The sequence below is a fragment of the Cryptosporangium sp. NPDC048952 genome, assembly GCF_043197895.1.
Lineage (GTDB): Bacteria > Actinomycetota > Actinomycetes > Mycobacteriales > Cryptosporangiaceae > Cryptosporangium.
This window is the reverse complement of the sequence record NZ_JBICTY010000003.1, coordinates 361,946-385,441: the sequence shown is the minus strand read 5'-3', so window position 1 is coordinate 385,441 and position 23,496 is coordinate 361,946. Positions and strand designations below refer to the sequence as shown.

Genomic DNA, 23,496 nt, shown 5'->3' with positions numbered 1-23,496 from the left:
TACCGCCGACCTACCTGTACAGGGTGATCGGTGGGGCCGCGGCACCGGATGGTGACACGCCGTAACGGCGAAGTGTGAATCCGGCCAGGTCGGAGAAGGTCGGCCCGGCGATCGCTCCACCCACGCCATTACTGGGTGTGTGCACGATCACGCTGATCACGTACCGGGGGGAATCGGCCGGAACAATGCCGATGAACGACGTCACGTTGCCGTCCAGGTAACGGTTTCCCTCGGCCCGCGAGCCGGTTCCGGTCTTGCCCGCGACGATGTAGCCCGGTACCGCGGCCAGCGGAGCCGTGCCCTCGGTGGTGGCGATAGCTGTCATGTCACGCACGACCGTGTCGGCGGCTTCCTTGCTCACGACCCGGGTCGGCTTCGGCCGTTCCACCGGGCGGGCCGTGCCGTCGGAGCCCACGACGCTTTTCACGAGCGTCGGTTCGACCTTCATTCCGCCGTTGGCGAGCGTCGCGTAGAGGGCGGTCATCTGCAGGGGTGTCACCGCCACACCGAGTCCGATCGGGATCGAACCGGCCGACGAACCACTCCAGTTCGACGGCGGCTGGACGATACCCGCCGACTCACCCGGCAGCCCGACGTCGGTCTTGCTGCCCAGCCCGAACGCGCGCTGGTACTCGTACAGACGCTTCGGGCCGAGCCTGTCGGCGATCTGGATCGTGCCGACGTTGCTGGACTGGGCGAGGATCCCCATCAGCGTGTAGTCGGGCTTGGCGTGCTTGTGGGTGTCCCGGTAGGTGTATCCACCCTTGGTGACCGTTTCGGGCAGCGTGAGGATCGAGTCCGGCTCGATCACACCCGCGTCGAGGCCGCCGGCGACAGTCAGTGCCTTGTGGACCGAGCCCGGCTCGACGACCGCCGCGGTGGCCAGGTCGAGCGTCGTGCCCTTTTTCGCGGTCTTCGGGTCCGACGCGTCGTAGGTGGGAACGCTGGACATCGCGAGGATCTCGCCGGTATGGGCGTCCATGACGATCGCGGTGCCCATGTAGGCCTTGGTGGCCGCCACGCGTTCGGCGAGCAGCTTGCTGGTCTGGTACTGCAGGTCGCGGTCGATCGTGAGGGTGAGATCGGAGCCGGCCCTCGGTTCCTCGGTACGGTGGTAGCCGTCCGGGATCTCCTGGCCACCCGTGCCCTCGTCGTACGAGCGTTTTCCGTTGACGCCCTTGAGCAGCTTGTCGTAGGAGGACTCCAGGCCGGCGAGGCCCGTGCCGTCGGAGCCGGTGTAGCCGAGCAGGTTGGCGGCGAACGGGCCGCCGGGGACCTCGCGGACCTGGTCCTCCTGGACGATGAGGCCCGGGACCTTTTCGCGGAGCGCGTTGATCTTGTCGCCGACCGCTAGCGACACCTTCTTCTTGAGGACGACGTAGCGGTTCTTGGTGCCGTCGGGGTGGGTGGTGTGGGAGAGCTTTTCCGCGACGGCAGCGGGGGTCATGCCGAGGATCGGAGCCACTGCTGCGGCGACCTCGTTGTGGTCCTTGATGTAGCCGGGGTCGGCGGCGATGGTTGCGCCCTGGACGTCGCGGGCGAGGACGTTGCCGTCGCGGTCCAGGATCGCGCCCCGGGGCGCGAAGAGTTCGATGCTGACGCGGCGGGAGTCGGCGGCGAGGGCTGCATATTGGGAGCCCTCGGTGGACTGGATCTGGACGAGTCGGCCGCCGACTGCGGCGAACATCGCCAGCAGGACGAGGAGGCTGATTCGGAGCCGGGCTCCGGGGTTGCCCAGGCGGGCGATGCCTCGGGAGCGGCGGGGTGGGCGGGGTGGTAGGTGCACCTGCCGCCGGCGAGGTGGAGGTGGCCCCTCCGCGTGCCGCGTGGTGACGCTGCGCCCCCCACGCCGCACCGTGCTCCCCCGCCCCCGCGCGCTGGTACCCCCGACCCGCCGAGCCCCGGTCCCTCCACCAGTGCCGCGCCCCGCGCTTCCACGCCCAGCACCACCCGAAGCCCCCCGGCCACCGCCGGAGGCACCCCGACCAGCGCTGCTGCCGCCGCGGCCAGATGTGCTGCTGCGACCAGAAGTACTGCCGCCGCGGCTCGCTGCACCGCCGCCCCTGCCGCCGCTGCCGCCGCCGCTGCCGGCTGCGCTGCTACTGCCTCGGCCGGCTGCGCTGCTGCTCCCGCGGCCGGCTGCGCTGCTGCTCCCGCGGCCGGCTGCGCTGCCACTGCCGCGGCTCGAGCCGCTGCTGCCGCCGCGACCGGAACTGCTACTGCCGCTGCGGCCGGAGCCGCTGTTGCCGGAGGCACCGCGGCTCGAAGTGCCGCTGGTGGCGCTTCCGCTGCGGCCCCCGGCGCTGCGGCTGGAGGCGGTGGCGCCGGAGTTCCGGGCGGGTGCGTCGTCCGAGGGGTGGGGGGTGCGGCCGCCTGCGGTGGCTTGGCGGGGGGTGCGGGCGGACTCGGCGCTCTCGCGGATCGTGCGGCCGCGGGGGTGGTACTGCTGCGCCTCGGAGAGGCGGCTCCGCCCCTCCCTCGGCCGGAAGGGCACCACGTTCTCGTCCGCGGACCGGTCGGAACCACTCGCCTTCCGGCGCCCGTCGCGCGGCGGCTGCGCCGCCATCACCGACCCGCCGACGGCGTCGGCTCAACGCCCCGCCCGGCACCTTCCCCAGCCCCGTCCCGGGCCGAGTCACCAGCGGTATCCCTCGCGGAGTCGCCAGCCGCGGACCGGGCGGAGTCGCCAGCGGCGTCCCCGGCCGAGTCGCCGGCGGCGTCCCCATCCGAGTCGCCGGCGGCGTCCCCGGCCGAGTCGCCAGCGGCGTCATCCCCGGCCGAGTCGCCAGCGGCGTCATCCCCGGCCGAGTTGCCGTCCGCGTCGTCCGACGCGGACGACGACGGGCGGGGGGACGAGGCGGACGGGGTCGGGGACGGGGGGGCCTTGGCTGGGGCCGGGGTTCCCACCACCTTGCCGTCGGGCAGCACGACGAACCCAGGATCCCCAGCCGGCACGAGCCCCATCTTCTTGGCCCGATCCGCCAACTTCTTCGGCGACTCCTGATCCTGCAGCGCCTGCTCGAGCCGCTGCTCCTCCTTGTCCAACCGAGCCTGCTCGGTGTCCAGATCGTGCAGCCGGAACGCGTTCTCGTTCACCGCGGTGTTCAGCAACACCAACCCGATCAACCCACCAGCAGCCAACACCAGCACGAGCACGATGAACGGAGCCCGCGACCCAGCAGCCGGCCGCCGCGACGGCGTCGACGGCGAAGGCGGCACGCTGATCGGCAACGCTTCCCGGCGCCGCTGAGCCGCCGCTCTCCGGGCAGCCTCCCGAGGCGCGGTCTTCGTCTGCAGTGGGCGTCCTTCTCGGACCACACCTGGACGCGACCGCAGGCCGGCACGTGAGCTCGACATCATGTCACCTCGCCCTCGTTGGGAACCTTCGAAAGCCGTTCAACTGCTCGCAGCCGCACCGATGCGGCTCGGGGGTTTTCCGCGATCTCCGCCGGGCTCGCAACCTCGGCCCCACGGGTCAGGTTGCGGAAACTCGGCCCGTACTCGGGCAGCGGCACCGGCAGGTCCGCCGGTGTCCGATCCCGCGTGACCTCGGCGAACGCCTGCTTGACCAGCCGGTCTTCCAACGACTGGTACGACATCACGACGATGCGCCCACCCGGCCGGACGGCGTCCAACGCGGCCGGCAGCGCACCGCGCAACGCGTCCAGCTCGCCGTTGACCTCGATCCGCAACGCCTGGAACGTCCGCTTGGCGGGGTTGCCCCCGGTGCGACGCGCGGCCGCCGGAATCGCGTCCCGCACCAGCTCGACGAGCCGGGCGCTGGAGTTCAGCGGCGTCCGCTCCCGCTCGCGCAGGATCGCCGACGCGATGCGCGGCGCGAACTTTTCCTCGCCGTACGTCCGCAGCACGCGGGCGAGATCGCCGTGTGTGTACGTGTTGAGCACGTCGGCCGCGGTGATCCCGCGCGACGTGTCCATCCGCATGTCCAGCGGAGCGTCCCGCGCGTACGAGAACCCGCGGTCGTCCTCGTCCAACTGCAGCGACGAGACGCCGAGGTCGAAGAGGAACCCGTCCACCGACGAGACACCAGCCTGGGCCAGCGCATCGGGGACCCGGTCGTACACCGCATGGACGAAATGGACGCGCGCGGCGTCGGGACCCAGCCGTTCGGCGGCGCGGCGCAGAGCGTCGGGATCACGGTCGATGCCGATCACCGTCGCGTCGGGATGGGCCGCGAGCATCGCGGCCGTATGGCCGCCGAGGCCGAGCGTGCCGTCGACCACCACCGCGCTCGGACGGCTCAGGACGGGCGCGAGAAGTTCCAGACAGCGGTCGAGCAAAACAGGAACGTGGATAGCGGCATAAGGGGACTCCTCGTCCTCGGCCATGCCGCCCCCTTGGATCCGGTGCCCGGTCGCATCCGGTGTACGAAAGGGCCGGGTCGCTCACCGTGTCGCCAGGTCCCCATCCGCTTCGCGTGGCCTGGCGCCGGGGAAGGTGCGCCAGGAGTGTCGCCAAGCGGCTGGAGACCTCACGTCACGGGGCTCGGCCGGCCCCGAAAGATCTCGCCGTGTTCAGAAAATCCCTGGCAGCACCTCCTCCTCGACTTCTGCGAACGCTTCCTCGGACTCGGCGAGGTAGTTGTCCCACGCCTGTCGGTCCCAAATTTCGACCCTGGTGCTCGCCCCGATCACCACGCAGTCCCGGTCGAGACCGGCGTACTCGCGTAGATGAGCGGGGATGGTGATGCGTCCCTGACGGTCAGGGACTTCGTCGTGCGCACTGGCGAAGAACACCCGGCTGTAGGCGCGGGCCGCCTTGTGTGTCATCGGAGCCGCGCGAAGTTGCTCTGCGACCCTGCTGAATTCGGTCATCGGGAAGACGAAGAGGCATCGTTCCTGCCCTTTCGTCACCACCAGTCCTCCTGCCAGCTCGTCACGGAACTTCGCCGGCAGGAAGAGCCGACCCTTTTCATCCAGACGGGGCGTGTGCGTGCCAAGGAACACGGCACCCGCCTCCCCCTGGATAGGAGCATCTCAGATGCTCCATCACGCCCCACTGTACTCCACTTCCCCCCACCGTCAACGACTCAAACCCGTAGCCACCAGGTGTCCCACCGATGTCTCCGCAGGTCAGCGTGGTGGAGCGTGGGTGGGGCAGGTTGGCACTCCGAGGGAGCACTCCTCCACCACGCGCCACGTGTGCGGCGGGAAGTGCAGGGAAAGGCGTTCCCGGGCGCTAACACACTTCGGGCCGGTGACCCCGATTACTCGGGGGCACCGGCCCAGTGAACTAACTCACGTAACTAGACGACGACCGTCACTATTCGGCCGGGAACCACGATCAGTTTGCGGGGCTCCTTGCCGCCCAGGAACGCGGCGACCTTCGGCTCGGCCAGTGCCGCAGCTCCGACGGCGGTCTGGTCGGCGTCGGCGGGAACCGTGATCCGGCCGCGCACCTTGCCGTTGACCTGGACCGGGTACTCGATCTCGGCCGCGGTCAGCAGGGCCGGGTCGGCGACCGGGAACGGGTGATAGGTCAGCGTCTCCTCGTGGCCCAGCTTCGCCCACAGCTCCTCGGCCAGGTGCGGGGCGAACGGCGCGACCATCAGCACCATCGGCTCGACGACCTCGCGAGGCGTCGCGCCCTTGCCCGAGTAGACCGACGTCACCTGGTTGGTCAGCTCGATCAGCTTCGAGACCGCGGTGTTCGTCCGCAGGCCCTCCAGGTCACCCCGGACGCCGTCGATCGTCCGGTGCAGCAGCCGCTTCGTCGCGTCGTCTGCCTCGTCGTCGGTGACCCGCAGCTCACCCGACGCCTCGTCGACCGCCGTGCGCCACAGCCGCTGCAGGAACCGCATCGAGCCGACGACGGCCCGGGTCTCCCACGGACGCGAGACGTCCAGCGGCCCCATCGACATCTCGTACACCCGGAACGTGTCGGCGCCGTACTCGGCACACATGTCGTCGGGCGTGACGACGTTCTTCAGGGACTTGCCCATCTTTCCGTACTCGCGGTTCACCGGCTGGCCGTGCCAGGTCCAGGCACCGTCCTGCTCCACCACCTCGTCGGCCGGCACGTAGGCGCCCCGGGCGTCGGTGTAGGCGAACGCCTGGATGTAGCCCTGGTTGTACAGCCGTCCGAACGGCTCCGACGACCGCAGGTGCCCGCGGTCGAACAGCACCTTGTGCCAGAAGCGCGCGTACAGCAGGTGCAGCACCGCGTGCTCCACGCCACCGATGTACAGATCGACGCCACCCGCGGGCTTGGCCTCGTCGGGGCCCATCCAGTACTGCTCGTTCGCCGGGTCGACGAACTCCTGCTCGTCGGACGGGTCCAGGTAACGCAGCTCGTACCAGCAGGAGCCGGCCCACTGGGGCATCGTGTTGGTCTCGCGCCGGTAGGCCTTCGGGCCGTCGCCCAGGTCCAGCGTGACGTTGACCCACTCCTCGTTGCGCGCCAGCGGCGGCTCGGGGTCGGTGTCCGCGTCGTCCGGATCGAACGTCCGTGGTGAGTAGTCGTCGATCTCGGGCAGGACGATCGGCAGCATCGACTCGGGCACCGCGACCGGCAGCCCGTCCTCGTCGTACAGCACCGGGAACGGCTCGCCCCAGTACCGCTGCCGGCTGAACAGCCAGTCCCGCAGCTTGTAGGTGGTGGTGGCCTCGCCGTGGTCGTTCTGGACCAGCCAGTCGATGATCCGCGCCTTGGCCTCGGCGACGCCCAGGCCGTCCAGGAAGCCGGAATTGATCGCCGGGCCGTCACCGGTGAACGCCTTGCCGTCGAAACCCTCGGTGGGTTGCACGGTACGGACGATCGGCAGGTCGAAGACCTCGGCGAACTCCCAGTCGCGCTCGTCCTGGCCGGGCACCGCCATGATCGCGCCGGTGCCGTAACCGGTCAGCACGTAGTCGGCGACGAACACCGGTACCCGCGCGCCGTTGACCGGGTTGATCGCGTAGGAACCGGTGAAGACACCGGTCTTCTTGCGTGCGTCGGCGGACCGCTCGATATCGGACTTCGACGCGGCCTGGGCCTGGTACGCGGCGACGGCGGTCGACGGGTCGCCCGCACCCCCGGTCCAACTCGCCGGGATGTCCGCCGGCCACTCGTCGGGGACGATCGCGTCCAGCAGTGGGTGTTCGGGAGCAACCACCAGGTAGGTGGCACCGAAAACGGTGTCGGGACGGGTGGTGAACACCCGGATGGGTGCCTTGGGAGCGCCGTGGCGGCCGCGGGCCGGCTCGGTGATCTGGAAGTCGATGTACGCGCCGGTCGAGCGTCCGATCCAGTTGCGCTGCATGGCCTTGATCGACTCCGGCCAGTCGACCTGGTCCAGGTCGTCGGCCAGCCGGTCGGCGTAGGCGGTGATGCGCATCATCCACTGCCGCAACCGCCGCTTGAAGACCGGGAAGTTGCCGCGCTCGGAGCGACCGTCGGCGGTGACCTCCTCGTTCGCCAGCACGGTGCCCAGACCGGGACACCAGTTCACCGGCGCCTCGGACAGGTAGGCCAGGCGGTGGCTGTCGATCAGCGTGCGCTGCTCGATGCGGGTCAGCTCGTCCCAGGCTTTACCGGGCGTCTTCCGGGCGCCGGACGCGAACGCCGCCTCCAGCTCCTCGATCGGCCGTGCCCTACCGGCGTCGGTGTCGTACCAGGAGTTGTAGATCTGCAGGAAGATCCACTGCGTCCAGCGGTAGTAGCTGACGTCGGTGGTGGCCAGCATCCGGCGGCTGTCGTGGCCGAAGCCCAGCCGGCGCAGCTGCGCCTTGTACCTGCCGATGTTCTCGTCGGTGGTCTTGCGGGGATGCGTACCGGTCTGCACCGCGTACTGCTCGGCGGGCAGGCCGAAGGAGTCGAAGCCCATGGGGTGCAGGACGTTGTAGCCCAGCATCCGGTGGTAGCGCGCGTAGACGTCGGTGCCGATGTAGCCCAGGGGGTGGCCGACGTGCAGGCCGGCGCCGGAGGGGTACGGGAACATGTCCATGACGAACATCGGCTGGCCGCCGTCGTTGTGCCACCCCGGCGACGGAGCGGCCAGCGGACCGGAGGGGTTCGGCGAGTGGAACGTGCCGTCGGCCTCCCAGCGGTCCTGCCAGCGCTCCTCGATCGCTGCGGCCAGCGCTGCCGAATAGCGGTGCGCGGGCGCGTCGGTGGAGTTCTGCTCGCTCATCGTGGGGTTCCTTGACTGAAGACTGGACAGTGGCGGGCTCGAGACACGAAAAAACCCCTCATATGAGGGGTCGCCGTGCTGCGTGGGGGCTCTCTCAGTCTGGCCGCACTTCAGGCACCGGGGCCGACGTCGGAGCCGCGCGTCAGCACGGCACGATAAGGAGCCCGGCACCCTTGCGGCAGGGACCGGCCACGGGGCTACGAACCTCGGCGCTCACCATGCGTGCACTATACCGCTCCGTTAATTCGTCCGCCGACGCGGATTACGCCAGGAACAAAAGGAACACACCGGTACGGATGTGTTGAGCAAAGCCGATCGCCTGGCGGTCGGGCGGGATCCTGGAACAATGGTCGCCGGACGGATTGTTCCGTCCCGGCTTTCGCGAGCCTTTCGCACTTGCAGGTAAACATGTGGATCCGCGGTGAGCGGATCGAGGAAGAGGGCAGTCGGTGACGACGCACGGCACGCTGGAGAACTACGGGGCCCCGGTCGACCTCGGGAGCGTCCGACTCGTCACCGACCGGATCGTTGCGAACGTCGAGCGGGTGATCGAGGGCAAGACCTCCACGATCACGCTCGCGGTCGCCGTTCTCCTGGCCGAGGGCCATCTCCTGATCGAGGACGTGCCCGGGGTCGGCAAGACGAAGCTGGCGAAGGCACTCGCCCGGTCGATCGACGGTTCGGTGCGGCGAATTCAGTTCACGCCGGACCTTCTTCCTTCCGACGTCACTGGTGTCAGCATCTACAACCCGGAGAACCGGTCGTTCGAGTTCAAGCCCGGCCCGGTGTTCGCGAACCTGGTCGTCGGCGACGAGATCAACCGTGCCTCGCCGCACGCGCAGTCCGCGCTGCTGGAGTGCATGGAGGAGCGTCAGGTCACCGTCGACGGCGTCACCTACCCGCTGCAGCACCCGTTCATGGTGGTCGCCACCCAGAACCCGACGCAGATGGCCGGTACCTATCCGCTGCCCGAGGCGCAGCGCGACCGGTTCACCGCGCGGCTGGCGATGGGCTATCCCGACCGCCGGTCCGAGCTCGCGATGCTCGACGGTCACGGCGAGGTGGACCCGCTCGACGGCCTGCGCCCGGTGTGCGACGGCAACGAGGTCCGCATGCTGATCGAGGCCGTCCGCCGCGTGCACGTGGCCGAGCCGGTCAAGTGGTACGTCATCGACCTGGTGAGCGCCACTCGTAACAACCCCGACCTACGGCTGGGCGCCAGCCCGCGGGCCAGCCTCCAGCTGCTGCGCACCGCCCGCGCGTTCGCCGCCGTGGAGGGCCGCGACTACGTGCTCCCCGACGACATCCAGCGGCTGGCGGCGCCGGTTCTCACCCACCGGCTGATCCCCACCGAAGAGGCCGTGTTCAACCGGCGGACGGCAGACGTCATCCTGGCCGACCTCGTCGCCCGGGTCCCGGTTCCGGACGCCCGGGGCGGGCGTCGGACGCGGTGATCCGGGCCGCCCTACGCGGGCTGACGACGCGGGGCCGGAGTTTCCTCGCGGCCGCGGCGGCGGCGACGGTGTCCGCGTTCGTCCTCGGCGAGCGTGAGCTGCTGCAGGTCGCGGGTCTGCTGGCGGCGCTGCCGATCCTGGCCGTGATCGCGGTGGCCCGCACCCGCTACCGCTTGTCCTGCACCCGCGCGGTGCACCCGGGCCGTATCCAGGCCGGCAACCCCGCCTCGGTGGCGCTGCGGTTGGAGAACCTGTCCCGCGTCCCCACCGGCGTGCTGTTGCTCGAGGAGCAGCTGCCCGCCGCGCTGGGCGAGCCGCCGCGGTTCGTCCTCGACCGCCTGGCGAGCCGGCAGTGGAGCAGCGTCGAGTACCCGATCCGGGTCGACGTCCGCGGCCGCTACGAGATCGGGCCGCTGACCGTCCGTCTCTCCGACCCGTTCGGCCTGTGCGAACTGACCCGCTCGTTCACCCGCACCGAACGAATCATCGTGACGCCGCAGGTGACGTCGCTCTCGCCGATCCCGCTCGCAGGTGACCAGTCCGGTGCGTCGCCGAGCCAGCCGCGCTCGACGGTGGCGCGCGGCGAGGACGCGGCCAGCACCCGTGAGTACCGGGTCGGCGACGACCTGCGCCGGGTGCACTGGAAGTCGACCGCCCGCACCGGTGAGCTGATGGTGCGGCGCGAGGAGCAGCCGCGGGAGTCGCGCGGCACCGTGCTGGTCGACACCCGGTTCAGCGCCCACCGCGGCACCGGCCCGGCGTCCAGCCTGGAGTGGGCGATCGGAACCGCGGCCAGCATCACGTGCCACCTGCTGCGGGCCGGGTTCGATCTGCACCTGGTCACCGATGCCGGCGTCGACCAGGAGCTGCGGCCCGACAGCGGGGAGAACATCGCGCTGGGGCTGCTCGCCGAGGCCGAAGCGAGCCGGATCCAGTCGCTGGGAATGGCGCTCGACCGGCTGCACCACGAGCGTGACCAGTTGCTGGTCGCGGTCGTCGGTCTGCTCACGCCCGAGGAGTGCACCCGGCTGGCCGCCGCGCGCACCGGCGGGACGTCGATCGCCGTGCTGATCGATTCCACCGCCTGGGCGTCGCTCCCGGCTGCGGCGAAGGCCGACGCCGACCGTCGCTATCAGGAGAATGTCACCCGGCTCTCGGCCGCGGGATGGAAGGTGCTGCCGGCGAAGCCGGGAGCGCGGATCAGCAGCCTGTGGGCACTGGCCGGAACCGCCAACGGTGGAGCCGCGCTCGCGGGCGCCGGCCCGGCAGCCCCGGGCGGCGCGAGCGCACCGACCGGCGCGGGAGCGCCGAACGGCTATCCGCCCCAGAACGGGCTCGGAGTACCGAACGGGCACGGTGTGCCGAACGGCCACGGAGCGCCTAACGGGCACGGAGCACCGAACGGCCATGGGACCCCGAACGGCCAGTGGTCGTCGAACGGATCAGGAGTGCCTCGATGAACCGACGGACGTACGTCTCGGCGGTCGCCGGAGTCGCGACGCTGCTCTGCGCGACCTCGCTGCGGGGCGTCCTGGAAGGCTGGTCCTGGCTGCCGGTCGTCGGCGGCGGCGTCATCGTCGTGACGCTCGCCGGCATCGGCGCCCGCGCGCTGCGGACGCCGGCCTGGCTGCAGCCGGTGGTCGGCGCCCTCGCCGTCCTGCTCTACACCACCGTCGTCTTCGGCCACGACCGCTTCCTCGGCATCATCCCGACGCCGGCGACGATCGTCGGCCTGCGTGCCGACGTCTCCAACGCGTTCGCCGACATCGCCGAACTCGCCGCTCCCGTGCCCGCGCGGCCCGGGATCCTGCTGCTCACCGTCGGCGGAGTCGGCCTGGTCGCGATTCTCGTCGACGTGCTGGCGTCGATACTGGGCCGGGCCGCGCTGGCCGGCCTGCCGCTCCTGGGCCTGTACACGGTGCCGGTCGCCGTCGACCGCAACGGCATCGGCTGGCTGCCGTTCGCACTCGGAGCGGCCGGTTTCTGCTGGCTGCTGGCCGCCGAGCACGGCACCACGATCCGCCGTTGGGGACGTCCGTTCCACGCCGGGAACACCCCCGAGGCGCAGCCCACCCGCTCCGGGGGCGGGTCGCTCGTCGCCGGTCGGCTGGCAATCTTCGGCATCGTGCTGGCCGTGCTCATCCCGGCCGGTGTTCCGGCGCTCTCGGCCGAAGGCCTGCATTCGCTGTTCGAAGGTGGTCTGCCGGGTAGCGGAGGCGGTCGCACCGTCACCGCGATCAACCCGGTCACCGAGCTCCGCGGGCAGCTCACCCAGGACGACCCCGTCGACCTGCTCCGCGTCCGCACCAACGACCGGCAGCCGTTCTACCTGCGGCTGGCCACGCTCGAGCGGTTCACCGGCAGCGGCTGGACGCTGCGCGACATGACCGCCAAGCAGGAGGCGCGGGTTCGGCGGGGTGTGCCGAACGTGTCCGGGATCAGCGGCGGTACGCCGACGGTCTCGCAGGAGACGTCGATCGAGATCGTCGGGCTCACCCAGTCGCGGTACCTGCCGCTGTACTCGAACCCCTCGTCGGTCGACGTGGACGGGGACTGGCGATTCGACCGGGGCTCCGAGGCGGTGTTCAGCACCGTCGACACCACCGAGAACCTCCGCTACCGGTTCGAGTCCCGGCGCGTGGAGTACACGCCGGACTTGCTGCGCTCCGCGGCCCAGCCGAATCCGGGTGACAGCACGGTCAAGCGGTACACCGAGCTCAAGGACCCGGACCCGACGGTGGAGAAACAGGTCGACGAGCTCGTCGCCGGCAAGTCGACGGAGTACGAGAAGGCCGTCGCGATCAACAACTTCTTCTCCAAGGAGAACGGCTTCGAGTACGACCTGCAGACCGCGGCCGGCACCAGCGAGAGCGCGATCGTGGCGTTCCTGGAGAACCGGCGGGGGTACTGCGAGCAGTACGCGTCGGCGATGGCCTACATGGCCCGTCTCGCCGGGCTGCCGGCCCGGGTGGCGATCGGGTTCGGGTACGGCTCCCCGCAGGGTGGGTCCTGGCTGATCACCAGCCACGACGCGCACGCGTGGGTCGAGATCATGTTCCCGGGCATCGGCTGGGTGCCGTTCGACCCGACGCCGCCGACCGGCACCGGCAACACCGGCGACCTGTCGTGGGTCGACAACGGCACGACCGACAACGGTGAGTCGACCGAGCAGACGCCGGTCGAGGAGGAGCAGGCCGCGCCCCTGCCGAGCGAGGAAGCTGCGGCGCCGCAGGCGAGCGACCCGGCCGTGGCCGCTGCGGCCGAGGAGAAGGACAAGGACAAGTCCAAGAGCTGGTACGAGAAGCTCATCCCGTATCTCGGCTGGGCGGCGTTGCCGATCGGCCTGCTGCTCGCCTTCGTGGTGTGGGGGTCGGCGCGGCGGCACGTACGCGCCAAGCGCTTCGCGGTCATGAACGGTGCGGGTGACCCCGCTGCGGCGGCGCACGCGGCCTGGGACGAGGTCGTCGACACGCTCGTCGACCTGGACGGGCGCCCCTCCGAGAGCGCCGAGACACCACGGGGGCTCTCCAGCCGGCTGCGTGCCGACGGGTTGGACGAGTCGGCTCAGGGTGCGCTGACGCTGATCGCCAGCGCTGAGGAGCAGGCGCGGTACGCGGCGCGTGTGCACGCGATGCCGGGGTTGGTGGAGGCGGTCGTGACGGTGCGAGCCGCTCTGCACCAGCGGTCCCCCCGGGGGCGTCGGGTCATCGCAGAGCTGCTGCCCCCGTCGACGCGGGCGAGGGCCCGCTCAGCCGTCCGCGCCCTCCCCGCCAAGGCCCGCGGCCACTGAGCCCCACCCGCCGCCTGATGCGCCCAGCCCGCCGACGGGCTGGGCGCTTTCGTGTACGGGGCCCGGCGGAAAGGTGACGTAAAACACTTCGGCCGCTGCCCGGAGGGCAGCGGCCAGAGTGACGGCAGCGTCAGGAGACGCGTGCGCTGACCGGCGAACCGGTCAGCGCGGGTACTACCCCGGGGGAGAGCAGAACCTCCGCACTCCCCCGCTCACTTCGTTCAGCGATCCTCGTCAGCCCGACGACGCCACCGCTCCTCGAGCCGATCGAGTAGCGACGACCGGTGTCCCCGGCTGCGGTTGCGAGTTTTGGGCTCGCTCCCAACGGCGTGCAGTGGTTTCTGCTCGCCGCGACCGGTGTACAGGTAGGACTGGACCCCCAGGACCGCGGCACCGAACATCACCACGAAACCGAGGATCCCCAGCAGCGGCACTCCACCCGGAGCGATCTTGCTGACCAGGCCGAACACCATGATCGCAACACCAACGAGGAACAGAGCGACCGCGAGCGCACCGCGTCGAACCGCGCGATGCCGAGGGTCGGTCGAGCGCACCTTGTCCGCGAACTTAGGGTCGTCCGCGAGCAAGCCGCGCTCGATCTGCTCGAGCAGCCTTTGCTCGTTCTCAGAGAGCGGCACGGCACTCCTCCCCGCTCTTCAGGGCCGCTCCAACCGAACCGGAAGCCCGGACATGGGCGACCGCCGTGGAACGGCCGTTGCGGCTATCCGACCATGAGTTTACGAGCGGCGCGCGATGTCGGAAAGACAGACGGCCACGCTCGTAGTCGGGGACCGGACACGTGTCGGTCACGAGCTCGTATTCACTGCTCAGATACCCGATCACGTTTTCCGTTTCCCTCCCTTTGGCCCTGGTTAGAGCCCTTCTGACCAGTTCTTTCCCCACGATCCACCGGCCGCACCAACGCTGCCGGACGAACCGCTCCGCTTCCGAAGCGTGCGATCGCGGCGTCGACCGCCCGATCTGCCTCGGTCCAGCCATGGTCGGGTTCGCCGAGCGTCGGTTGCCGGGCGACGGACGTCGCCGGACCGATCCCTTCGACCCGCACGCCGACCAGTCGGATCGGCATGGCGGCTGACAAACCAACATACAATCGCCGCGCTGTGTCGTAGATCTCCTGGGTTCCATCGGTGGGAGACTGCAGCGTTCGTGACCGGTTGACGGTGGAGAAGTCGGCGAATCGGATCTTGATCACGACCGTCCTCCCCACTTGCCCGGACGTGCGCAAGCGCGCGGCCGTCTTCTCCGACAGGCGGAGTAGTTCCCGGTTGATCGTGTCCTTATCCGTCTGATCGACGTCGAACGTCTCCTCTGCCCCGATCGACTTGTCAGCGGTGTCGGGCACCACCGAGCGCGGATCACGCGCCCAGGCGAGCGCGTGCAGATGGGCGGCTTGCGCCTCCCCTACTGAACGACGCAGAACACCCACCGGAAGTTGCGCGAGATCGCCCACAGTTTTCAGGCCGAGCCGGTCGAGCTGTTCACCCGTCCGGTCCCCGACGCCCCACAGCGCGCCGACCGGCAGCGGGTGCAGGAACTCCAGCGCGCCGTCGGCGGGAACCACCAGGAGGCCGTCGGGCTTGCACCGGGTGGACGCCAGCTTCGCGACGAACTTGGTGCTGGCCACCCCGACCGAACAGGTGATCTGCTGCTCGGCGTGCACGCGCTCGCGGATCAGCTGCCCGATGCGCGCCGGTGAGCCGAGCAGCCGGCGGGCACCGGCGACGTCGAGGAAAGCCTCGTCGAGGCTGAGCGGCTCCACCAACGGCGTGACGCTGCGGAAGATCTCCATCACGGCGGCAGAGACCTCGCCGTAGCGGCCGTGCTCGGGCTGGATGTACACGGCCTGCGGGCACAGCCGCCGCGCCCGGGCCGTCGGCATCGCACTGCGGACGCCGAACGCCCGCGCCTCGTAGCTCGCCGACGACACGACCCCGCGCGGGCCGGTGCCGCCGACCACCACCGGCCGCCCGCGCAGCGACGGATCCCGCTGGACCTCGACCGACACGAAGAACGCATCCATGTCGACGTGGAGAATCGTGCACCCGGTGTCGTCGGCGTCCCCGCCCCCGGGCCCGACCCGCGGCAGCGACTGGCTCCTACCCACGCCCCGAGACTAACGACCGGATACGACAGAAACGCCGGCTCGCGCCAACAGCAGTGGTACTTCGAGGTCGACGGAGGCGATCGAGCCGTGCAGACCGATCAGCCGGGACTCGCGGGGCTCCCGCTCGGTGGCGATCAGCGCGGTGTCGGGACCGGCGGCGACGATCACGTCACCGAGCCGCTCGAGCAACTCCGGTCGCACTGTCGGGCCGAACCAGCCCGCGTCGACGGCGGCCTCCCGGGAAAGCACCCAGGCCGCGTCCCCCAGGGTCGACGTCCAGGCCGCCAGCACGTCGTCGGCTGCGCCCGGCGCCGTGTAGACGTGCCGCGCCCTGGCCTCCCCGCCGAGCAGCGCCACCCCGTCGGTGAGCGCCGGATCGGCGTCCAGATCGATCCGGACGGACGGATCCACCATCCCGTGGTCGCCGACGACGACCAGCAGTGCGTCCGGCGGTAGCGCACCGGCCAGGCGCTCCACCATCCGGTCGGCGACCGCGAGCTCGTGCCGCCAGGCCGCCGAGCGCGACCCGTGGACGTGCCCCGCGTGGTCGACGCTGGAGTAGTAGGCCACGGTCAGCGAGCGCGGCTCCTGGGCCACCGCCGCGGCCGTCTCCGCCACCAGCACGCCGGGGCTGTCGGCCGGCCGGTACTCCGCCCCGCGCCACACCGCCCGGGTGAGCGGTGACTGCGCGAACGCGGCCGGACCCACGTGGAACGCCGGGATCCCGAGGCCGACCGCCCGCTCGAACACCGTCGACCGCGGCTGCCACACCTCCGGCACCGTGACCTTGTCCCAGCGCAGCAGGTTGAGCAGGACGTTCCGCGACGGGTCGCGGACCTGGTAGCCGAACATGCCGTGCTCACCAGGCGGCAGCCCGGTGCCGTAGCCGGCCATGCTCGTCGCGGTCGTGGACGGGAAGCCCACGGTCAGCGGCGCCTCGCCGTCCAACGACGCGAGGAACGGCGCGTCGGCGGTGTGGGCCCGCAGCAGGGCGGCGCCCAGCCCGTCCACGATGAGGACGCACACCCGGTCGGCGGCGGGCAGGCGCAGCGCCCCCTCGTCCCACGGTGCACCGGTCGCCCGCACCGCCGCCGGCAGCAGATCCGCTGCCGAGCGGAGGCCGTACGCGGGCGCCGCGGGTCTCACCGGCGGGCCAGCACGTGCAGCTGGGTCGCGATGTCGCGGTAGGGCGGACGCTCGGCGACGCTGAGTTCCAAGGCCACCAGTGCCTCCTCCGCGTCCGGTTCGACGTCGACGACAGCACCGGGCACCAGGTCGGCCAGCACCCGGACGCCGTGCCACCGCTCCGGCACCAGCCCTGCCTTGGAGACCAGGGTCGACAGTGCGTCCAGGTCGTAGCGGCGGGGTTCCAGCGCACCGTCGAGAGCTTCCTGCGCTGCCGCGAAGTGCCCGGCCAGAGCTCGGGCCACCACCGCGGCGACCCGGTTGGCGACCAGCACGCTCGCGCAGCCGCCGGGGCGCAGCGCGCCCGCGACCGCGGCCAGCGTGCGCGCCGGATCGTCGACCACCTCCAGCACGCTGTGGCACAGCACCAGGTCAGCGGTGCCGGGCTCGACGAGCGTGGGCAGGTCGTCGGCGTCGCCCTGGTAGGCGGTGACGCGGTCGGCGACGCCCCGCTCGGCGGCCCGCCGGGCCAGCGCGGCGAGCGCGTCGGGGCTCGGGTCGACGACCGTCACGCGGTGACCGGCCTGGGCCAGCGGCACCGCGAACCCGCCGGTACCGCCGCCCGCGTCGACGACGTGCGCCGGACCGCGGCGGTCGAGCTCCGCGTTCAGCACGGCCCAGACCACGGCGTAACGCGGGCCGGCATGCGTACGACTGCGGGGCACTGAGCCACCTCCGGGGTTCACGGTCTTTCGAAATGAACCCTAATCCTCAGCGGAAGTCGCGCGACGACGAAGCCACCCGCAGCGGCAGCGGCTCCATCATCTCGGCGGTCACCCCCACGACCTTCTCGACGTTCTGCAGCCGCCCGCGCACCAGCACCGCCGCCGAACCCCGCGCGATCCGTCGGTAGCGCTGCCAGAACCCCTGCGTGCAGACGACGTTGAGCATGCCGGTCTCGTCCTCGAGGTTGACGAACGTGACCCCGCCCGCGGTGGCCGGCCGCTGCCGGTGCGTGATCACGCCCCCGACCAGCACCCGGGCTCCGTCGGGCAGGTCGCGCAGAGCCGTGATCGGCAGCACGCCCCGGGCTGCCAACTGGTCCCGGACGAACTCCGTCGGGTAGCTGTCCGGCGAGACACCGGTCGCCCACACGTCCGCGATCGCCTCCTCCACCTCCGTCATGCCGGGCAGCATCGGGGCCTCCACCCCCACCACGACCCCCGCGAGCCGATCGGGTCGGCCCTGCGCGACCGCACCGGCGGCCCAGAGCGCGGCCCGCCGGGAGAGCCCGAACCCCTCGAACGCCCCCGCCGTGGCCAGCGCCTCGACCTGCGCGGTGGTGAGCGCGATCCGCTGCGTCAGGTTCGTCATGTCGGTGTACGGGCCGTTGGCGTCGCGTTCGGCGATCAATCGCTCGGCCAGGTCGTCGCCGATCGTCCGCACCGACGCGAGCCCGAGTCGCACGGCGTGGTCGAGCCTCGGATCAGCTCCCGGCGACGGCCAGCCGGAAAACGTCGGGTTTATACCTTCCAGCGTCGCCTGTACAAGGCTCAGATTGAGATCCGGTCCCCGCACCGTGACCCCGTGCCGCCGGGCGTCGGCGACCAGGGACTGCGGCGAGTAGAACCCCATCGGCTGGGAGGCGAGCAGCGCGGCGCAGAACGCCGCCGGGTAGTACCGCTTGAACCAGGAGCTGTAGAGCACCAGCGCGGCGAAACTCATCGAGTGGCTCTCCGGGAAGCCGAAGTTCGCGAACGCGGCGAGCTGCCCGAAGATCTGGTCGGCCAGCTCACCGGTGATGCCGTTCGCGGCCATGCCTCCGTAGAACCGCTCCTTCAGCGCCTCCATCCGCTCCGGTGACCGCTTCGAGCCGATCGCCCGGCGCAGCTGGTCGGCCTCGGTCGCGCTGAACCCCGCCACGTCGACCGCCATCTGCATCAGCTGCTCCTGGAACAGCGGGACGCCGAGCGTCTTGCTCAGCGAGTTCTCCAGCAGCGGGTGGGCGTACCGGGCCTTCTCCAGCCCGTTGCGGCGGCGGATGTACGGGTGCACCGAGCCGCCCTGGATCGGGCCGGGCCGGATCAACGCGACCTCCACGACCAGGTCGTAGAACTTCCGCGGTTTCAGCCGGGGCAGTGTCGCCATCTGGGCCCGGCTCTCCACCTGGAACACCCCGACCGAGTCGGCCTCGCAGAGCATCTCGTAGACCGCTTTGTCGTCCAGCGGAATCCGGAACAGATCGACGTCGACGCCGTGGAAGTCACGCACGAAGTCGCGGCAGTAGTGCAGCGCGGTGAGCATGCCGAGCCCGAGCAGGTCGAACTTGACCAGGCCGGCGCTCGCGCAGTCGTCCTTGTCCCACTGCAGCACCGTGCGGTTCTCCATCCGGGCCCACTCCACCGGGCAGACCTCGGTGACCGGCCGGTCGCAGAGCACCATGCCGCCGGAGTGGATGCCCAGGTGGCGGGGGAAGTGCAGCAGCTGCTCCGCCATCTCGGTGACCGGCGCCGGGATCTCGGCGTCGCCGATCTTCCCCCAGTGCTCCAGCTGCTTGCTCCAGGCGTCCTGCTGACCCGGTGAAAAACCAAAAGCCTTGGCGACGTCACGAATGGCCGATTTCGGGCGGTAGCTGATCACGTTGGCGACCTGGGCCGCACGCCGGCGTCCGTACTTCTCGTAGACGTGCTGGATGACCTCTTCGCGGCGACCGGACTCGATGTCCAGGTCGATGTCGGGCGGCCCGTCGCGCTCCGGAGCCAGGAACCGCTCGAACAGCAGCCCGTACTGGACCGCGTCCACGTTCGTGATGCCCAACGCGTAGCAGACCGCGGAGTTCGCCGCCGAGCCCCGCCCCTGGCAGAAGACGTCGTTCTGTTTGCACCAGGTGGTGATCGACTCGACGATCAGGAAGTAGCCGGGGAAGCCGAGCTGCTCGATGATGGCGAGCTCGTGGTCGATCTGGGCGTAGGCGTGCGGGAACTCCTCGCGGGTGCCGTACCGGGTTTTCGCGCCTATCTCCGTCAGATGGCGCAGCCAGCTCATCTCGGTGTGGCCGGACCCCACCTCGCAGTCGGGCAGCTTCGGGGCGATCAGCTGGAGGTCGAACGCGCACTCGGCCGCTAGTTTCGCGGCGTTCGCGACCGCGCCCGGGTAGCGGGCGAATTTCTGCGCCATCTCCGCTCCCGAGCGCAGGTGCGCGGTGGCGGCGGCGGGCAGCCAGCCCTCCATCTCGTCGAGGCTGCGCCGGGCCCGTACCGCGGCCAGGGCGGTGGCGAGTTTGCGCCGCGACGGGGTCGCGTAGTGGACGTTGTTCGTGGCGATCAGCTGCAGGCGGTGCTCGGCCGCGAGTGCGGCGAGGACGTCGTTGTGCTCGGAATCGAGCGGGTTGCCGTGGTCGATGAGCTCGACGACGACGTTGTCGCGTCCAAAGCGCTCGACGAGGGCGCGCAGCGCCTGATCGGCGCCCTGCGGATCGTCGAACGCGCCGTGCGGGCCGTCGGCGCCGCCGAGGCCCGACTCACCGCCGCCGGCGGTGAGCGCGGTGCGCACGGTGCCTTCGCGGCAGCCGGTGAGGATGAGCCAGTGGTCGTCGGCGGCCTCGGCCAGGTCGTCGAGGCGGTAGACCGGCTTGCCTTTCTCCTCCCCGCGCAGGTGCGCCTCGCTCATCGTCGAGCAGAGGCGGTGGTAGCCCTCCGGATCGCGGGCCAGCACCAGCAGGTGGTTCCCCTCCGGATCCGCGACGCCGTTCTGCGGGCCGGACAGCCCGAGGCTCAGCTCGGCACCGAACACCGTGGCCAGGCCGTGCGCCGCAGCGGCCTCGGCGAACCGGACCACCCCGTACATCCCGTCGTGGTCGGTGAGCGCGAGGCCGGTCAGCCCCAGCCGGACGGCCTCCTCCACCAGCTCCTCGGGGTGGCTCGCACCGTCGAGAAAGCTGAAGTTGGAGTGGCAGTGCAGTTCGGCGTACGGGGTGGTTTTTCCCGCGTGGATCGGCGGCGGCGTGTAAGCCTCGCGCTTGCGCGACCAGGCGGGCGCGTCACCGCCGTCGGGGATCTCGCCGGAGAGCGCCCGCTCCAGGTTCTTCCACGGCAGGACCGGGTTGTCGAAACCCATCAGTCGTACACCCCCGCCAGCAGCCAGGAGCCGCTCTCCAGCGCCAGCAGGAACGCCGACGGCTCCTCCCCGTCGAGCACCACCTGCATCCAGGCGCGCCGCCGGGCCTGCACCGGGCTCCACCAGCGTTCGTCCGCCGGCCAGGGACCGGCCCAGGCCAGGACGCCACGGCCCGGGCCGTTCCCCAGGCTGACCCGCGCCGGGAGGCCGGTGAGGGCGTGACGGCCGGTGACGCCGACCGCCTCGCCGTTCGGGCCGACGACGGTGACCGGCGGCGACGTAGCAGGCACCGTGGCCGGAGCAGGCGGGGGGAGTTGCCCCGGCCACGGTGGTTCGAGGGGCAGCGACGGCTCGCGCGCGTCGCGCCAGGCGACGTACCGGACCCGGCTCTCCGGGTCGCGGCCACCGCCGAGGACCGGCGTCACCACGGCTTCCGGACCGAGCAGGCCCTGCACGCGGGTCAGCGCCCGGTGCGCACGCTCGTCGTCGGCGCCGGTGTCGCCCCAGAGGCCCAGCTGTGCGCCGCCGTGCTCGACGACGTCCTCGGGGGCCAGCCGGACCACGGAGACGCCGGCGGTGGGGCTGTCTTCGCGGGACCGGCCGGTGAGCCAGCCGTCGAGCTGCCAGCGGACCCGGTCGGCGATGTCGCCGACCGTGAGGACACCGTCGTGCCGCCAGGTGCGGCTCAGTTCCTCGCCGTTGGCGGTGACCGCTTCGATCACCAGGCGGGTGCAGGCCAGTCCGTGGACGGCGAGTTGCTCGGCGAACTCCTCGGCGAGGGTGCGGGCCACGAACGCGACGGTGTCGACGCGTTCGGCCGGGGGGTCGATCTCCCGGCGGGCCGAGAGGTCGACCGGGGGGAGGCGGGCCACCAGGGGGCGGGGTTCGAGCCCGCGGGCCAGTCGGTGGGCGGCTGCGCCGTCGGGGCCGAAGCGGGCCAGGACGTCCTGGGACGGGAGGGCCGCGAACGCGCCCACCGTGCGGATGCCGAGGCGGCGCATCAGGCTGACGAGGTCGAGGTGGTCGCCGGCGGCCGGGCCGGCGGACGCCAGGACCGCGAGGTCGAGCGGGGCGAGGAAGGCCGGGGTGTCGCCCGGCGGGACGATGTTGCCGTGGCGGGCGGCCAGCGCGGCCGCGAACGTGCCCTCGGCGATGCCGACCGCCGTTTCGACGCCGGTCCGCTCGGCGACGGTGTCGACGACGCGTTCGGCGACTGCCGGTTCGGAGCCGAAGTAGCGGGCCGGGCCGCGGGCGCGGAAGGCGCACAGCCCTGGTCGGACGATTTCGACGCCCGGGGCGAGCTCTTCGATCGCGGCGACGACGGGTTCGAACGCGCGGGCGTCGCGGTCCGGGTCGTCGTCGAGGAGGACCAGCTCGGGGCAGAGCGCCTGTGCGTCGCGTCGGCGCTGACCCCGGCGGACGCCGTCCGCGCGGGCCACCTCGGAGCAGGCCACCACCCGGTTCGCGGACAGCACCGCGACCGGCAGGTGCAGCGAAACGTCCGCCGCCACCGCCGCGGCCACCACCGGCCAATCCGGCGCCCAAACCGCCGCCACCCGAGCCGGCCCGCTCATCCCGCCTCCGACGCTGCTCGAAGCTTCCGCGCCGCGGGCTGCGGCAGCGCCGGACCACGCTTCCGCGCCGCGGGCTGCGGCAGCGCCGACGCCGGCACCAGCCCCGGCAGATCCGGCACCACCGCCCGAATCCGCACCGCCGGCGCCCGCCCACCGGCGGTGGACGCGGGCGCGGCAGCGGCCGGCGCGGCCGCAGGCGCTCCGGCAGCCGCTGGCGCGGCGGCGACGGCGGGCGCGGCGCTGACCGCTGACGCGGCGGGGACGGTGGGCCTGATAGGGCTGATGGGGCGTGCCGGGGCGGGTCGCTCGGTCCGCTCCGGTGGCGCGGCCGGTTCGGGGCGCGTGGCCGGAGCCGCGGGTTCCGGTAGGGCGTGTAGGGGGCGGGGGTGGAGGGGGGCTATTCGGCCTTCGACGGTGGGGAGTAGGACCACCACGCGGCGGGGGCGGGACGCACTGCCGCGGCCCTCCGCGACGACAGTCACCTGGCGCTGACGTAGGCGCCCGTCTCCGCGCCCGGCGCCCTGCCACAGCGCGTCGGTGAGCGAGAGCCGCAGATCGGCGCTCGGCCAGGACCCCATCCCGATCAGCACCGAACCACGCTGCCGGGCCCGCGCCGTCAACCGGCGCACCTCGGCGAGCCCGAGAACGCCGGGATCACCGATCACGACCAGGTCGAACCCGTCGAGCAGCGCACCCACCACCCCGGCCGGGTCGGGCCCGGGATCCCGGACCAGCGCCAGCCGGTCGACGGTGACCCCGGCCTCGGCCGCCGCCACCACGCCGAACGCGGGCAGCCCGACCACCGCGCACCACGAACCACCGCTCGACACCGCGGCCAGCAGCGCCACCAGCAGGCTGCTGGAACGCCCGACCGCGAGCGTCGAACCCCGTGCCAGTCCTCCGGCCGGGAACAGCGTCGCCAACGGCTCCGGGGCCGGCAACAGGTCGGTGACCTGATGCTTCTCGGTCAGCGTCGAAGCCGCCCGAACCGTCTCCGCCAGCGCAGCCCGCGCCGCCGCCTTGGCGCTCACCGCACCCACCCCCGTCGCGCACGACCGCGCTCCGCGGATTGCCAGGAAGCCGTCGCGCCGCGCCCTCCGCGCCGGACGCTTTCCTGGCAATCCGCGCAGAGCCGACCGGCCTGCCCTCTCCCCCGTCGCGCACCCATCGCGCAAACG

General features: G+C 71.5%; 15 protein-coding genes. 3 read left to right on the top strand and 12 right to left on the bottom strand.

Annotation, left to right across the window (positions count from 1 at the left end):
• Positions 1-10 precede the first annotated feature (10 nt).
• From ACGFY5_RS17810 to leuS, 5 genes are all read right to left on the bottom strand, one after another.
• Positions 11-1,786, bottom strand: a complete 1,776-nt coding sequence (locus tag ACGFY5_RS17810; protein WP_392721051.1) for a peptidoglycan D,D-transpeptidase FtsI family protein — start codon at positions 1,784-1,786, stop codon at positions 11-13.
• A 779-nt stretch (positions 1,787-2,565) separates the two neighbouring features.
• On the bottom strand, positions 2,566-3,357 hold the full coding sequence (locus ACGFY5_RS17805; protein ID WP_392721049.1) for a hypothetical protein: 792 nt from the start codon (positions 3,355-3,357) through the stop codon (positions 2,566-2,568).
• Positions 3,357-4,349, bottom strand: coding sequence for a 16S rRNA (cytosine(1402)-N(4))-methyltransferase RsmH (gene rsmH / locus ACGFY5_RS17800; protein WP_392721047.1), 993 nt, complete (start codon positions 4,347-4,349; stop codon positions 3,357-3,359). Before rsmH ends, ACGFY5_RS17805 begins: the two co-directional genes overlap by 1 nt.
• A gap of 186 nt (positions 4,350-4,535) precedes the next feature.
• Positions 4,536-4,967, bottom strand: coding sequence for a division/cell wall cluster transcriptional repressor MraZ (gene mraZ / locus ACGFY5_RS17795; protein WP_392721046.1), 432 nt, complete (start codon positions 4,965-4,967; stop codon positions 4,536-4,538).
• 299 nt (positions 4,968-5,266) lie between these two features.
• A complete protein-coding gene (gene leuS, locus ACGFY5_RS17790) occupies positions 5,267-8,134 on the bottom strand; it encodes a leucine--tRNA ligase (protein WP_392721044.1) in 2,868 nt (955 codons plus the stop codon).
• Between the two features lie 467 nt (positions 8,135-8,601).
• On the opposite strand from leuS, the gene ACGFY5_RS17785 reads away from it, so the two are divergent.
• Genes ACGFY5_RS17785 through ACGFY5_RS17775 form a run of 3 tightly spaced genes read left to right on the top strand, consistent with a single transcriptional unit; the run spans position 8,602 to position 13,378 of the window.
• Entirely contained in the window at positions 8,602-9,588 is a 987-nt protein-coding gene (locus ACGFY5_RS17785) for an AAA family ATPase (RefSeq protein ID WP_392722509.1), read from the top strand.
• Positions 9,588-11,048, top strand: a complete 1,461-nt coding sequence (locus ACGFY5_RS17780) for a DUF58 domain-containing protein (protein ID WP_392722507.1) — start codon at positions 9,588-9,590, stop codon at positions 11,046-11,048. Before ACGFY5_RS17785 ends, ACGFY5_RS17780 begins: the two co-directional genes overlap by 1 nt.
• Positions 11,045-13,378, top strand: a complete 2,334-nt coding sequence (locus tag ACGFY5_RS17775) for a transglutaminaseTgpA domain-containing protein (protein WP_392721042.1) — start codon at positions 11,045-11,047, stop codon at positions 13,376-13,378. The genes ACGFY5_RS17780 and ACGFY5_RS17775 overlap by 4 nt, the downstream gene beginning before the upstream one ends.
• Positions 13,379-13,599: 221 nt before the next feature.
• On the opposite strand, the gene ACGFY5_RS17770 is transcribed toward ACGFY5_RS17775, so the two are convergent.
• The 7 genes from ACGFY5_RS17770 to ACGFY5_RS17740 all read right to left on the bottom strand — a co-directional run bounded on the left by ACGFY5_RS17770 (position 13,600) and on the right by ACGFY5_RS17740 (position 23,349).
• Positions 13,600-14,016 (bottom strand): DUF3040 domain-containing protein, encoded by a 417-nt coding sequence (locus ACGFY5_RS17770; RefSeq protein WP_392721041.1) that lies wholly within the window; start codon positions 14,014-14,016, stop codon positions 13,600-13,602.
• 182 nt (positions 14,017-14,198) lie between these two features.
• Positions 14,199-15,503, bottom strand: coding sequence for a DNA polymerase IV (locus ACGFY5_RS17765; RefSeq protein WP_392721039.1), 1,305 nt, complete (start codon positions 15,501-15,503; stop codon positions 14,199-14,201).
• A 9-nt stretch (positions 15,504-15,512) separates the two neighbouring features.
• Positions 15,513-16,649 carry an alkaline phosphatase family protein gene (locus tag ACGFY5_RS17760; RefSeq protein WP_392721037.1) on the bottom strand — a complete coding sequence of 379 codons (1,137 nt, stop codon included), beginning with the start codon at positions 16,647-16,649 and terminating at the stop codon, positions 15,513-15,515.
• Positions 16,646-17,353 (bottom strand): class I SAM-dependent methyltransferase, encoded by a 708-nt coding sequence (locus ACGFY5_RS17755; protein WP_392721036.1) that lies wholly within the window; start codon positions 17,351-17,353, stop codon positions 16,646-16,648. Before ACGFY5_RS17755 ends, ACGFY5_RS17760 begins: the two co-directional genes overlap by 4 nt.
• A gap of 46 nt (positions 17,354-17,399) precedes the next feature.
• On the bottom strand, positions 17,400-20,744 hold the full coding sequence (locus ACGFY5_RS17750; protein WP_392721035.1) for an error-prone DNA polymerase: 3,345 nt from the start codon (positions 20,742-20,744) through the stop codon (positions 17,400-17,402).
• A complete protein-coding gene (locus tag ACGFY5_RS17745) occupies positions 20,744-22,318 on the bottom strand; it encodes a DNA polymerase Y family protein (protein WP_392721034.1) in 1,575 nt (524 codons plus the stop codon). Before ACGFY5_RS17745 ends, ACGFY5_RS17750 begins: the two co-directional genes overlap by 1 nt.
• The gene (locus tag ACGFY5_RS17740; RefSeq protein WP_392721032.1) at positions 22,315-23,349 is read right to left on the bottom strand and encodes a hypothetical protein; all 1,035 of its coding nucleotides are present in this window, start codon (positions 23,347-23,349) and stop codon (positions 22,315-22,317) included. The genes ACGFY5_RS17745 and ACGFY5_RS17740 overlap by 4 nt, the downstream gene beginning before the upstream one ends.
• Between the last annotated feature and the right edge of the window lie 147 nt (positions 23,350-23,496).